The organism is Xylophilus sp. GW821-FHT01B05 (assembly GCA_038961845.1).
Lineage (GTDB): Bacteria > Pseudomonadota > Gammaproteobacteria > Burkholderiales > Burkholderiaceae_C > Xylophilus.
Map to the genome: position 1 here is coordinate 2,264,485 of CP152408.1, position 13,180 is coordinate 2,277,664.

The 13,180-nt window shown below is 67.1% G+C and carries 12 protein-coding genes; 8 read left to right on the forward strand and 4 right to left on the reverse strand.

All coding sequences use genetic code 11. The features are described 5' to 3' along the window. Window positions 1-125: 125 nt before the first annotated feature. From AAFF27_10590 to AAFF27_10605, 4 genes are all read left to right on the forward strand, one after another. On the forward strand, window positions 126-1,091 hold the full coding sequence (locus AAFF27_10590) for a tripartite tricarboxylate transporter substrate binding protein BugE (protein ID XAH25607.1): 966 nt from the start codon (window positions 126-128) through the stop codon (window positions 1,089-1,091). Between the two features lie 92 nt (window positions 1,092-1,183). Next, window positions 1,184-2,083 (forward strand): site-specific tyrosine recombinase XerD, encoded by a 900-nt coding sequence (xerD, locus tag AAFF27_10595; protein XAH25608.1) that lies wholly within the window; start codon window positions 1,184-1,186, stop codon window positions 2,081-2,083. Between the two features lie 140 nt (window positions 2,084-2,223). Further along, window positions 2,224-3,198 carry a tripartite tricarboxylate transporter substrate binding protein gene (locus AAFF27_10600; GenBank protein ID XAH25609.1) on the forward strand — a complete coding sequence of 325 codons (975 nt, stop codon included), beginning with the start codon at window positions 2,224-2,226 and terminating at the stop codon, window positions 3,196-3,198. Window positions 3,199-3,254: 56 nt separating this feature from the next. Then, window positions 3,255-4,238 (forward strand): tripartite tricarboxylate transporter substrate binding protein, encoded by a 984-nt coding sequence (locus AAFF27_10605; protein XAH25610.1) that lies wholly within the window; start codon window positions 3,255-3,257, stop codon window positions 4,236-4,238. Window positions 4,239-4,243: 5 nt separating this feature from the next. Here AAFF27_10605 and AAFF27_10610 read toward each other — a convergent pair whose 3' ends face one another. The 3 genes from AAFF27_10610 to AAFF27_10620 form a co-directional block, all read right to left on the reverse strand. Continuing rightward, window positions 4,244-5,524, reverse strand: coding sequence for an HDOD domain-containing protein (locus AAFF27_10610; protein ID XAH25611.1), 1,281 nt, complete (start codon window positions 5,522-5,524; stop codon window positions 4,244-4,246). Window positions 5,525-5,632: 108 nt separating this feature from the next. After that, complete coding sequence (locus AAFF27_10615) at window positions 5,633-6,889, reverse strand: HDOD domain-containing protein (protein XAH25612.1); 1,257 nt, start codon at window positions 6,887-6,889, stop codon at window positions 5,633-5,635. Between the two features lie 70 nt (window positions 6,890-6,959). Beyond that, entirely contained in the window at window positions 6,960-7,748 is a 789-nt protein-coding gene (locus AAFF27_10620; protein ID XAH25613.1) for a ferritin-like domain-containing protein, read from the reverse strand. A 92-nt stretch (window positions 7,749-7,840) separates the two neighbouring features. On the opposite strand from AAFF27_10620, the gene AAFF27_10625 reads away from it, so the two are divergent. Next, window positions 7,841-8,365 carry a gamma carbonic anhydrase family protein gene (locus AAFF27_10625; protein ID XAH25614.1) on the forward strand — a complete coding sequence of 175 codons (525 nt, stop codon included), beginning with the start codon at window positions 7,841-7,843 and terminating at the stop codon, window positions 8,363-8,365. Here the strand turns inward: AAFF27_10625 and AAFF27_10630 are convergent. Next, window positions 8,362-9,390, reverse strand: a complete 1,029-nt coding sequence (locus AAFF27_10630; protein ID XAH26203.1) for a helix-turn-helix domain-containing protein — start codon at window positions 9,388-9,390, stop codon at window positions 8,362-8,364. The genes AAFF27_10625 and AAFF27_10630 overlap by 4 nt on opposite strands. Window positions 9,391-9,592: 202 nt before the next feature. On the opposite strand from AAFF27_10630, the gene eat reads away from it, so the two are divergent. Genes eat through eutC form a run of 3 tightly spaced genes read left to right on the forward strand, consistent with a single transcriptional unit; the run spans window position 9,593 to window position 13,173 of the window. Further along, window positions 9,593-10,981 (forward strand): ethanolamine permease, encoded by a 1,389-nt coding sequence (gene eat, locus AAFF27_10635; GenBank protein XAH25615.1) that lies wholly within the window; start codon window positions 9,593-9,595, stop codon window positions 10,979-10,981. 6 nt (window positions 10,982-10,987) lie between these two features. Then, a complete protein-coding gene (locus AAFF27_10640) occupies window positions 10,988-12,379 on the forward strand; it encodes an ethanolamine ammonia-lyase subunit EutB (protein ID XAH25616.1) in 1,392 nt (463 codons plus the stop codon). Beyond that, window positions 12,376-13,173, forward strand: a complete 798-nt coding sequence (eutC, locus tag AAFF27_10645; protein ID XAH25617.1) for an ethanolamine ammonia-lyase subunit EutC — start codon at window positions 12,376-12,378, stop codon at window positions 13,171-13,173. The genes AAFF27_10640 and eutC overlap by 4 nt, the downstream gene beginning before the upstream one ends. The last annotated feature ends 7 nt before the right edge of the window (window positions 13,174-13,180 follow it).

Below are 13,180 nucleotides of genomic sequence, written 5' to 3' on the forward strand. Positions count from 1 at the left end.
CTGCCTTTTTTGTGCACCGCACCACGGGTTTTCCCCAGGAAATTGGCCGCCCTGATGGGGGGAGGGCGGCGGCTGCGCGCATTAGCATCAAGCGCTTGTTTCGAAATCTTATGAGGAGTGTGTTTATGCAACGTCGAAACCTTGTGGTGCTTGCTGCCATGGCTGCTGTCACGAGCACGGCCTTTGCGCAGGGCTACCCGAACAAGCCGATCCGGCTGGTTGTCCCGTTCGCGCCCGGCGGCACCACCGACATCATTGCCCGCGTCATTGCCGACCCGCTGGGCAAGGTGCTGGGCCAGCCCGTCATCGTCGAGAACAAGGCCGGCGGCGGCGGCATCGTTGGCGCCAACGATACGGCCAAGTCCGCACCTGATGGCTATGCGCTGGGCCTGGCCACAGTGTCGAGCACGGCCACCAATCCGGCCATCAATCCCAGGGTCCCGTACAACCCGGTGACCGACTTCACGCCCATCATCAACATTGCCGCGACGCCCAACATCATCGCGGTCAACCCCAATTTCCCGGCCAAGAACTACAAGGAGTTCGTGGCCGAGCTGCAGAAGTCGCCGGGCAAGTATTCGTACTCGTCCTCTGGTGCGGGCGGCATTGGCCACCTGCTGATGGAGACCTACAAGAGCCTGACCCACACCTTCGTCACCCACATCCCCTACCGTGGCGCGGGCCCGGCCCTGAACGACACGGTGGCCGGCCAGGTGCCGATGATCTTTGATAACCTGCCCTCCGCACTGCCCTTCATCAAGGCCGGCCGGCTGGTGCCCATCGTGGTGTCGGCGCCGCAACGCCTGGCCGCGCTGCCCAATGTGCCCACCTTCAAGGAAGTGGGCCTGGAGCCCGTCAACCGCATGGCCTACTACGGCATCCTGGGCCCCAAGGGTATGCCGCAGGACATCGTCGACAAGCTCAATGCAGCGGTGCGCAAGGCACTTGAAGACCCGGCCGTGCGCAAGCGCATCGAGGACACCGACTCCATCGTCATCGGCAACACGCCGGCCCAGTTCGCCCAGGAAATCAAGGACGAATACGCGATCTACAAGAAGGTCGTGACCGAGCAAAAGCTCACGCTGGAGTGAGCCGCGCCCGCCACCGTGCGGGGCGCCCATCAAAAAGCCGCCGTGCCCTGTGCCGGCGGCTTTTTTGCGGCCTTTTTTGCTATGGTCGGCGCATGACCGCCACCACGCCCAGCCAGCACCGCATCGACGCTTTCATCGACGCGCTGTGGCTGGAAGACGGGCTCTCGCGCAACACCCTGGCCGCTTACCGGCGCGATCTCTCGCTCTATGCCGCCTGGCTGCAGGCGCAGGGGCCGGCCTTGGATGAATCGACCGAACAAACCCTGCAGGGCTACTTCGCCGAGCAGCACGAGGCCACCAAGCCCACCACCGCCAATCGCCGCCTGACGGTGTTCCGCCGCTACTTCCACTGGGCCTTGCGCGAAGGCACCATCAGCGCCGACCCGACGCTGCGCCTGCTGGCCGCGCACACGCCGCAACGCAACCCCAGCAATCTGACGGAACCCCAGGTCGAGGCCCTGCTGGCCGCGCCCGACACCAGCACGCCGCTGGGCCTGCGCGACCGCGCCATGCTGGAGCTGCTCTACGCCAGCGGCCTGCGCGTGAGCGAGCTGGTGGCGCTGCGCGTGTTCGAGCTGTCGATGCAGGACGGCATCGTGCGTGTCACCGGCAAGGGCGCCAAAGAGCGCCTGGTGCCCTTCGGCATGCTGGCGCGCGACTGGCTGACCCGCTACATGGCAGAGAGCCGCCCGGCCATCCTGGCGGGCCGGCAGAGCGAGGATTTGTTTGTCACCGGCCTGGGCGCCGGCATGACGCGCATGGCCTTCTGGCTCATCGTGCACAAGCATGCGCTGGCCGCCGGCATCCACGGCAAGCTGTCGCCACACACCCTGCGCCACGCCTTCGCCACCCACTTGCTCAACCACGGCGCCGACCTGCGCGCCGTGCAACTGCTGCTGGGCCACGCCGATATCTCCACCACCACCATCTACACCCACGTGGCGCGTGAGCGGCTGAAGACGCTGCACCAGCAGCACCATCCGAGGGGGTAGATGCTGCCCCCCCAGGCTTCCCTTGCAGGGGCACCGCCTGCGGCCTGGAAAAGCCAGTTCCGCGGCGGTTTGCCTATGGCCTGCTCCGCGGCTTTTTGTACTTTCCAACCTAGAAAATTGATCCAAAGAGGAGAACTTCCATGCACCAACTCAACCGCCGCCACGCCATTGCCGGCCTGCTTGCTACTGCTGCATTGCCGGCGCTGGCCCAGCAGGCCTATCCGGCCAAGACCATCCGCCTGATCGTCGGCTACCCGCCCGGCGGCGGCGTGGACTTTGCCGCGCGTACGGTGCAGCAGCCGCTGCAGGAACTGCTGCGCCAGCAGGTCATCGTCGACTACAAGCCTGGTGCCGGCGGCATGCTGGCTGCGGGCGAACTGGTGCGCGCCGCGCCTGACGGCTACACGCTGCTGCTGGCCAATACCGGGCCGTTTGCCATCGCGCCTTACCTGCAGCCCAAGATGCCCTATGACCCGCTCAAGCAGTTCACCTACATCGGCCAGATCAGCCAGGGCAGCTACATCGCCGTGACCCGGCCCGACCACCCGGCGCACGACCTGCGCGAGTTCGTCGCCTGGGCCAAGGGGCAGCCCGGCAAGGTCAATTTCTCTTCTGGCGGCACTGGCACTTCCACCCACCTGAACGGCGAGCTGATGAACCAGGTGGCGCAGCTGGACATGACGCACATCCCCTACAAGGGCAGCGCGCCTGCGGTGCAGGAACTGATAGGCGGGCAGACGCAGATCCTGATCGATGCCGGCACCGTGCTGCTGCCGCAGATCAAGGGCGGCAAGCTCAAGGCGCTGGCGGTGACTGGCCCGGCGCGCGACCCGCAACTGCCTGATGTGCCCACGGTGCGCGAGCTGGGCCTGCCTGGCATGGAGGCGGTTGGTTTCCAGGGCCTGGTCGGCCCCGCCGGCATGCCGCGCGAGGTGGTGGAGCGCCTGGCCGCCGAGCTGACGCGCGTGCTGGCCCAGGCCGACGTCAAGTCCCGCTTTGCTGCCGCCGGTGCCGAGGTGCATCCGCTCGGGCCGCAGGCCTTTACCGACTTCGTGCGCGAGGACAACGCAAAATGGTCGAGCCTGATCCGTACGCGCGGCCTCAAAGCCAGCTGAAATTGGTCTTTGAGACGCGCGCCTTCCCCTTGTTCTGACTTTTTGAGCCTCGTCCGATGACTTCGCCTGCCCGCCGCGCCCTTGTTGCCACTCTTTTCCTATTGCCGCTGCTGGGCCATGCCCAGTCCACGGCACCGGCCTGGCCTGCGGGCAAACCGATCCGCCTGGTGGTGGCCTACCCGGCCGGTGGCGTCAGCGACAACGTGGCGCGAGCGCTGGCCGAGCGGCTGGGCCAGCAGTTGGGCACGACGGTGGTGGTCGACAACAAGGCCGGCGCCAGCGGCAGCATTGGCATGGATGCAGTGGCCAAGGCGGCGCCGGATGGCTACACCATCGGCTTCTCGTCGATCAGCCCGCTGGCGCTCAACCCGTTGTTGGGCCGCTCGCCCTTCGACCCAGTGCGCGACATCGCGCCGGTGGCCAGCGTGATGTATTCGCCGGTGCTGCTGTTGGCCACCTCGGCCAGCAGCGCGCCAGATTTCCGCGCCTTGCTGGCAGAGGCGCGCGCCAAGCCCGGCGCGGTGCGCTGGGCCACGTCGGGGCAGGCCTCGGTCGGCCACATCATGCTGGAGCAGATCATGGCCAGCGCCAAGGTCTCGGTCACGCACGTGCCCTACAAGGGCGGTGGCCAGCAGATGACCGATGCGCTCGGCGGCCAGTTCGAGATCCTGTCCACCAATGCCGGCCCGGCGGTGGATGCGCAGATCAAGTCCGGCAAGCTGCGGCCGCTGGCGGTGGGCGCGCCGGCCCGGCTGGAGAACCTGCCGCAGGTGCCAACGCTGGCCGAGCTGGGCTACGCGCCGGCCAACCAATCTTCGGTGTTTGGCATCTTCGCGCCGGCCCGCACGCCAGCCGCAGTGCTGGAGCGCCTGAACGCAGAGATCAACACGGCCCTGGCGCAGGCAGACATCCGCACCAAGCTGACCGCCGCCGACAACATGCCGGCTGGCGGCAGCGCGGCTGATTTCACGAAACAGATCGCGGCGGAATCCGCGGCCAACGCCCGCATCATTTCCGCAGCGGGCATCAAGACAGATTGAACCTGTCAGCCCGCCGATTCCAGCTCTTCGGCCCAGGCCAGCGCGTTGAGATGGGCCCAGTTCACCTGGTGGTTGGACAAGGCCAGCGCCTCGGTGGCTTCGGCAAAGGTCTTGTCGTCGCCGCTTTCGCAGGCTTCGGTCAGCGCCAGCAGGGGCGCGAATACGCCGGTGCGGCGCAGCAGCGCATCGAGCACCGGCTGCGGCAGCGCCACTGATTCCAATGCCTGGTCCAGCGGTAAGCCCAGCATGCTGTCGAGCAGCGAGAACACGCCGACGACAAAGGCGTTGTCGCTTTCTTCGGCCGGCATCAGCTCGGCCGCCAGCAGCTCCATCAGCCGGCCGCGCACCACGGCCGTGCTGCCCAGCGCCGGCGGCGTGCCGTCGCGCGAGGTGGTCAGCAGCAGGGCTGCCCAGCGGAACAGCTTCTTCATGCCCAGGATCATCACCGCGTGCCGGAACGAGGTGATTTCGACGTTCAAGCCAAAGCCCGAAGAGTTGATGAAGCGCAGCAGGTTGAAGGACAGCGTCGGGTCGCGCTTGAGCAGTTCCTCGATCTCGGCGATTTCGGACTGCTTGCGCACCAGGTTGATCAACTGCAGGATCGTCGCCTGCGAAGGCCGGATGGTCTTGGTCTGCACCAGCGTGGGCTTGGCGAACCAGTAGCCCTGGAACAGCGGCACGTTCAGGTCGGCCATCAGGCGGTGCTGCTCGACGGTCTCGACCTTCTCCGCAATGATCTGCGCCTTGGTGTGCTTGCGCACCAACTGCACCAGCGGTTCGGCCATCTCCGGCTTGAAGGCGTTCATCTCCAGCTTCACGAAGGCGGCCAGCGGCAGCCAGGGCAGGTAGGCCTTCTTCAGCACGGATTGGTTGAAGGCCAGGCGAAAGCCCCGCTCATGCAGCTTTTGCAATACCTGGCCGCGCGCGGCAATCTCTTCCGGCGGGTCGCCGGCCAAGGTCGGGATCTCCAGCACCACCTTTTCGGGGTGGATCAACTCCAGGTGGGCGCCCACCAGGCTTTCGTGTGTGCAGTTGATGAACACCGTCTTGCGGCCGATCAGCATTTCCGCGTCGGCGCCGGACAGGGCGTTGAACAGCAGGGCCGCGTCCGAGGCCGCGGTGTGGCCGTGCGCCTGGGTGGAGCGGTCGAACAGCTCATAGCCGAACACCGCACGCTTGTGGTCGACGATGGCCTGGCGGGCAATCATGCCGACCGGGGCGGGGCTGTCGCTGGCCTGATGGTCGAGGGGGCTTGCTTCGATGCTGACGGAGGTCTCGGAGGTCATGGGATGCGTGCCGGTCCGGTGTTCGAATGTGTTTCTGGCGAAAGCAGATTTTACGGACCCGGCGCGGTTGACCCCCTGAAATCGGCCGCCTTTCGGGCGGTGTCGTTTTTAGGGTGCGCTTGGCAAGCCGTCGGACCAGGCCAGCGCCTGCAGGTGGGCCCAGTTGACCTCCTGGCTGCTGAGCCCGAGCGCGTCCGCCGCCTGGGTGAAGGCCTGGTCGTCGCCGGTCTCGCAGGCTTCGGTGAGCTGCAGGTAGGTGCCCAGCGCGCCGGTGTGGTGGAGCAGGGCATCGACCACGGGCTGCGGTAGCGTCAGCAACTGCAGGGCTTTTTCCATGGACATGCCCAGCATCACGTCCAGCAGCGAAAAGATGCCAACGACAAAGGCATGCTCGCGCTGCTCTTGCGGCAGGCGCTCGCCCACCAGCAGCTCCATCAGCCGGCCGCGCACCACCGCCATGCTGCTGACCGAGGGCGGCGTGCCGTTCTTGGAGGCCAGCAGCAGCAGGGCAGCCCAGCGGAACAGCTTGTTCAGGCCCAGGATCATCACCGCCTGGCGGAAGGAGTGGACCTCGCGTGCCAGGCCGAAGCCCGAAGAGTTGATGAGCCGCATCAGGTTGAAGGCCAGGCCGGCGTCTTTCTTCAGCACCTCTTCGATCTCGGCGGTGCTGGCCTGGCGGCGTACCAGGTTCACCAGTTCGATGGTGGCGATCTGCGACGGCGACACCAGCCGTGTCTCCACCACCGAAGGCCGCGCGAACCAGTAACCCTGGAACAGGCCAAAGCCCAGCGCACGCGCGGCCTCGTACTGCTCGGCGGTCTCGACCTTCTCGGCGACCAGCTCGGCCGTGGACTGTGTTTGGGCGCGGCGCACGCGCTCGGCCATGTCGGCCGGCGACATGCGGGCGATGTCGAACTTGATGTAGTCGGCCAGCGCCAGCCAGGGTCGGTAGACCTCGTCCAGCACGTCGGGCGTGAAGGCGAGCTGGAAGCCGCGCTCGCGCAGGCTTGCCAGCATGGGCACGCGGTTCTCGATGTCGTCCGCATCGGCCCGGTCGAGCGGCGGCAGCTCCAGCACCACCTTGTCGGGCTGGATCAGCTCCAGGTGGCCGCCGGCCAGGCTGTGGTGGGTGCAGTTGATGAAGATCTGCAGGCGCCCGATCAGGTCTTCGGTGCCGGCATGCGAGAGCGCATGGAAGATCAGCGTGACGTCGCTGGCCGCCGTATGGGCGCCGGCGCCTTGCGAGCGGTCGAACAGTTCATAGCCCACGATGGCCTGCTGCGCATTGACGATGGCCTGGCGGGCGATGATGGCCGAAGACCCGGCGGCGGAGCGTGCAGTTTCGGTGGCGATGGAAGGCAGCATGGAACTTTCAGTGAGGCGGCGGGGCGTGAATCGGTTGGGGCGGACCCATTCTATGAAGAGTCGGTGAGGCTCAGGGGATCGTGGCGACCAGCGCCTGCAACTCGGCCTCGGTGAAGCCCGCCGCCTGCCGTGCGGGCAGATTGAAGGGCCCACGCAGGCGTGGTGCCTGGTAGGTCTTGGTCAGCTCGGCATAGGTGGCCACCGGCTCCAGGCCGCGCTGTGCGCACAACCAGCCATACCAGCGGTTGCCGACGGCCACATGGCCGATCTCGTCGCGCAGGATGATGTCGATGATGGCCGCGCCGGCCCGGTCGCTGACCGAGATCAGCTTTTGCCGCACCGCAGGCGAGGCGTCGAGCCCGCGTGCCTCCATGGTGCGCGGCACCAAGGCAACCCGGGCCAGCACGTCGTGGCGGGTGCGCTCGGCCATCTCCCACAGCGCGTTGTGGGCCGGGAAGTCGCCATAGCGGTAACCCAGGCCTTGCAGATGGTCGCGCAGCAGCTGGAAGTGCAAGGCCTCTTCGCGCGCCACCTGCGCCCAGTCCTCGTAGAACGCATCCGGCATGCCGGCAAAGCGCCAGACGGCATCGGCGGCCAGGTCGATCGCGTTCAGCTCGATATGCGCCAGCGCATGCAGCAGGATGGCGCGCCCCTCGGGCGTGGCGATGGAGCGCTGCTTGACCTTGGTATGGCCGACCAATGGCGGCAATGCCGGGCGGCCGGGCAGGCCTGCGGGCTCTTCCAGCACCAGTGCCGCGCCACTTGGCAAGCCGGCCCCAAGCCCGCGCGCCAACTCGGCCTTGCGGTCTGGATCAGACTGCTGGAGAACGGACAGGGCGCGGTGGCGGAGCGTGGGCATGGATGGGGGCGAGGCAAAAGCGAGGGTCGATTCTAGGTTTCCACCTTGTGGGCGCGTTCCTACAATGCCCCTTTCCCAAGGAGACTCCCCCGATGGCTATCTATGAGTTGGATGGAACCGTGCCCCGCATCGCCGATTCGGCCTGGGTGGCCGACAGTGCGCAGGTGCTGGGCAATGTAGAGCTGGGCGAGGACGCCAGCGTCTGGTTCGGCACGGTGCTGCGCGGCGATAGCGACCTGATCCGTGTCGGCCGTGGCAGCAACATCCAGGACCTGAGCGTGCTGCATACGGATGCCGGCGTGCCGCTCACCATCGGCGACAACGTCACGGTCGGCCACCAGGTCATGCTGCACGGCTGCACCATTGGCGACGAGACGCTGATCGGTATCGGCGCGGTGGTGCTCAACCGGGCCCGCATCGGCAAGAACTGCCTGGTCGGGGCCGGTTCGCTGGTGACCGAGGGCAAGGAGTTCCCGGACGGCTCGATGATCATCGGCAGCCCGGCGAAGGTGGTGAAGCAGCTCAGCCCGGAGCAGATCGAAGGGTTGCGGCAGAGCGCCCGGCACTATGTGGAGAATGCGCGCCGCTTCAAGAGCGGCTTACACCGCATCGGCTAATGCCGCGTCGGCGGCTGCCGCAGCGTCTGCGATGGCAGCTCGCCAAACATCAGCTTGTAGTCCTGCGAGAAATGGCCCATGTGGAAGAAGCCCCATTGGGCGGCCACGTCCTGCACGGTTTGCGCTGTCGTACTGGCCTCGCGCAGGTGGCGCCGGCAGGCGTTCAGGCGTACGGCCTTCAAAAAATCCGCGGGTGATTCGCCCACCACGCTCTGGAAGTGGTTCTGCAGCGTGCGCCGGGTGAGGTGCAGGCGGGCGCACAGATCATCCACGCTCAGGGCTTCGTGGTTGGGGCGGCTGGCCAGTTCACGCGCGGCCATCACCGTGGCAAAGCGGCGCTGGCTGGCGCGCAATGCGGGCAGGGCGGCGCTCTCGTCGCCAGTGCTGGCCAGCAGGCGCAGCAGGTGGGACAACAGGGCGTTGAGCGCCACCCGGCCCCAGGCCTGGCCTGTTTCGCCGCTGCTGCCCAGGCGCAGCAGGGCTTCGATGGTCTGGCATAGGGCGGTGTGCACGGCGGGGGCAATCGCCGCTGCCTGGGCCAGGCTGGGCAGTGGCGCCAGGCCCAGGGCGTCGGCCTGGGCGTGCAGCCAGTCTTCGTCCATGACGACGCCGTAGATACCGAAATCACGCGGCGTGCGCAGCGCAAAGCCGTCGCGGGCCCGGGCGCGCATTACGGTCCTGTCGGCGTTGCTGTGCTGCGTGCCGCAGAAATGCAGGGGCTCGCGGTGGCGGGCGTCAGAGATGCCGAACCACACCGCACCTTGCCAGGGCATGCACTGCTGGCTGGTTTCCTGGGCCGTGTGCTCGTGGAAGACCTGCAGCCGCGGGCCGTCGATCCACAGCTCGCGCACCTGGCCGGCAAAGCGCCCGCAGGACAGCTGGTCGTACTCCTGCTGCCAGGCCGAGATGTTGCCGGCATGCTCGTCCACGTCGCCGCTGGCGCGCACTTCGTAGCGCAGTTGGTCCAGGGACCAGGCTGCGGGCATGTCGGTGGGGATGCGGCCCATATGGCCGAAGGAGGGCATCACGGTGCGTGTTGTCGGGGTGTGTGCCAGGGTCCAAGCAAGAAAAGTGCCGTTGGCCCCGCTGTCGGCTATCCCAAAGTGGAAAAAAGCAGCGCGCCGGGCGGCGGATTTCCGATTTCGGATAGCGGCCCCGGCCGGGCTTTGCTGCAATCCTGGCTGGGCGCCCGCAAATGGCGGCGCCGCGTTTTTCAGGGAAGCCACCATGACCACACCTCGATCCGCCCCCGCGCACCTGCAGAAAGTGCTGGGCCCGTTCCGCCTCTGGGGCATTGCCGTGGGGCTGGTGATATCGGGCGAGTACTTTGGCTGGAGCTACGGCTGGGCCACGGCCGGCACGCTGGGTTTCCTGGTGGCCACCGTGCTGGTGGCGACGATGTACACCACCTTCATCTTCAGCTTCACCGAGCTGTCCACCGCCATTCCCCACGCCGGCGGCCCATTTGCCTATGCCCGGCGCGCCTTCGGGCCGACCGGGGGCTTTATCGCCGGCTTTGCCACGCTGGTGGAGTTTGTCTTTGCGCCACCGGCCATTGCGCTGGCCATCGGGGCCTACCTGAATGTGCAGTTCCCAGGCGTGGACCCGAAGTACATCGCCACCGGCGCCTATGTCGTCTTCATCGCGCTGAACTGGGTGGGCGTGGGCATTGCAGCCACCTTCGAGTTGGTGGTGACCCTGCTGGCCATCTTCGAACTGCTGGTGTTCATGGGCGTAGTCGCCCCGGGCTGGTCGCTGGCGAACTTCGTTGCCAACGGTTGGGCTGGCAGCAATGTGTTTGATGGCGCCGCGCTCTCCGGCATCTTTGCCTCGATCCCGTTCGCGATCTGGTTCTTCTTGGCCATCGAGGGCGCGGCCATGGCGGCGGAAGAGGCGCGCGACCCGCAGCGCACCATCCCGCGTGCCTATATCGCCGGCATCCTGACGCTGGTGACCCTGGCCTTTGGCGTGATGCTGATGGCCGGCGGCGTGGGCGACTGGCGCACGCTGGCCAATATCAATGACCCGCTGCCGCAGGCCATGAAGGCGGTGGTGGGCGCCAACAGCGGCTGGCTGCACATGATGGTGTGGATTGGCCTGTTCGGGCTGGTGGCCTCGTTCCACGGCATTCTCATGGGCTATTCGCGGCAGATCTTTGCGCTGGCGCGTGCAGGCTATCTGCCGGGTGCTTTTGCCGCGCTCAGCCCGCGCTTCCAGACGCCGCACCGCGCGCTGCTGGCCGGTGGCGTGGTGGGGATCGCGGCCATCTTCAGCGACCAATGGATCAGCTTTGGCGGCCAGACGCTCACGGCCAACATCGTCACCATGTCGGTGTTTGGTGCCATCGTGATGTACATCATGTCCATGGCCTCGCTGTTCAAGCTGCGCCGCGCCGAGCCCTTCCTGGAGCGCTCCTACCGTGCACCTTTCTACCCGGTGTTCCCGCTCATTGCGCTGCTGCTGGGCGTGGCCTGCCTGGGCGCCATGGTGTGGTTCAACGGCGTGCTGGCGCTGCTGTTCCTGGGGCTGATGGCGCTGGCCTATGTCTACTTTTTGTTGACGGCTGGCCGCCGCGCCCAGGTGCAGCCCGACGAGCTGCTGGCCACGCGCGGCTGACGCAGCATGCCCATCTACCGCACCACCATCGCCGGCCAGGTGTTCGCCTTCGATGACCTGAAGCAGGTCATGGCCATGGCCAGCCCGGCGCGCTCGGGCGACTACCTGGCGGGCGTGGGCGCGGCCACCGCGCAGCAGCGCATGGCGGCGCGCTACGTGCTGGCCGAGCTGCCGCTCAAGACCTTCCTGAACGAAGCGCTGGTTCCGTATGAAGAAGACAACATCACCCGCCTGATCATCGACAGCCACGATGCTGCCGCCTTCGCGCCGGTATCGCATCTGACGGTGGGCGATTTCCGCAACTGGTTGCTGGGCGACGCGGCCACGACCGAGGCGCTGAGCGCCCTGGCGCCGGGCCTGACACCCGAGATGGTGGCGGCGGTGAGCAAGCTCATGCGCAACCAGGACCTGATCGCCGTGGCGCGCAAGTGCCGGGTGGTCACGCGCTTTCGCAACACCATCGGCCTGCCGGGCCACATGGCCGTGCGCCTGCAGCCCAACCACCCAACGGACGACTTGCGCGGCGTGGCCGCCTCCACGCTCGACGGGCTGATGTACGGCGCGGGCGATGCGGTGATCGGCATCAACCCGGTGTCTGACAGCATGCCGGTGCTGGCGGATTTGTCGCGCATGTTCGACGAGCTGATCCAGCGCTTCGAGATTCCGACGCAGAGCTGCGTGCTCACCCATGTCACCAACACCATCCAGTTGATTGAGTCCGGCGTGCCGGTGGATCTGGTGTTCCAGTCCATAGGCGGTACCGAAAAAACCAACCGCTCCTTCGGCGTCACGCCAGAGATACTGGACGAAGCCTGGGCTGCTGCCCGCTCCCTGGGGCGCGGCACGGTGGGCGACAACGTGATGTATTTCGAAACAGGGCAGGGCAGTGCGCTGTCGGCCAATGCCCACCACGGCGTAGACCAGCAGACCTGCGAGGTGCGCGCCTATGCCCTGGCGCGGCGCTACCAGCCGCTGCTGATCAACACCGTGGTCGGCTTCATCGGGCCCGAGTACCTGTATGACGGCAAGCAGATCATCCGTGCCGGCCTGGAAGACCATTGCTGCGGCAAGCTGCTGGGCCTGCCAATTGGCTGCGACGTCTGCTACACCAACCACGCCGAGGCCGACCAGGACGACATGGACACGCTGCTGGTGCTGCTGGGCGCGGCCGGCCTGAGCTTTGTCATTGGCGTGCCGGGCGCGGACGACATCATGCTCAACTACCAGAGCACGTCCTTTCACGACGCGCTGTTTCTGCGCCAGACCCTGGGCCTGCAGCGCGCGCCCGAGTTCGAGGCCTGGCTGCAGCGCATGCAGATCACCGGAGCCGGCGGGCGCCTGCTGCCGCCCAGCGCCGGGCACCGCTTGCTGGCGGGCATGGGCGAGGTGCTGCGATGAGCCAGGACAACACCGGCCTGATTGCCACCCCGTGGACCGAATGGCGCAGCGCCACGCCGGCGCGCATCGCGCTGGGCCGCGCCGGCGTGGCCACGCCCACGGACGAGTCGCTGCGCTTTGGCTGGGCCCATGCCATGGCACGCGACGCCATCCATGCGCCGCTCAACGTCGATCTGCTGGAGGTCGGCCTGCGCCTGGCCGGCTGGGAGGTGCTGCGCGCCCGCAGCCGGGCGCCCGACCGCACCACCTATTTGCGCCGGCCGGACCTGGGGCGGCAACTGCACGAAGACGATGCGCAGCAACTGCGCGCCCAGGCATCCCAATTGCCCGGCAAGCCCGAGCTGTGCCTGGTGATTGGCGATGGCCTGTCTTCGCTTGCCGTGCAGCGCCATGCGCTGCCCTTGCTGGAGGCGCTGCGCGCGCAATGGCCTGTCGCCGGCGCGCAGACGCCGGTGGTGATCGTCACCCAGGCCCGTGTGGCCGTGGCCGACGAGGTGGGCGAGATCCTGGGCGCCGGCATGTCCACCATGCTGATCGGCGAGCGCCCGGGGCTCAGCTCGCCCGACAGCCTGGGCCTGTACCTGACGCACGGCCCACGACGTGGCCGCCACGACGCCGAGCGCAACTGCATCTCCAATGTGCGGCCCGAGGGGCTGTCTTATCTCTCGGCTGCGCGCAAGCTGGCCTGGCTGCTGCGCCAGTCTCAGCGCCTGGGCCTGAGCGGCGTCGCACTCAAGGACGAGAGCGATGCCGTGCTGCCCCTGATCCCTGCTTCCGTCCCCACTCTGTCCTGAATGCCTG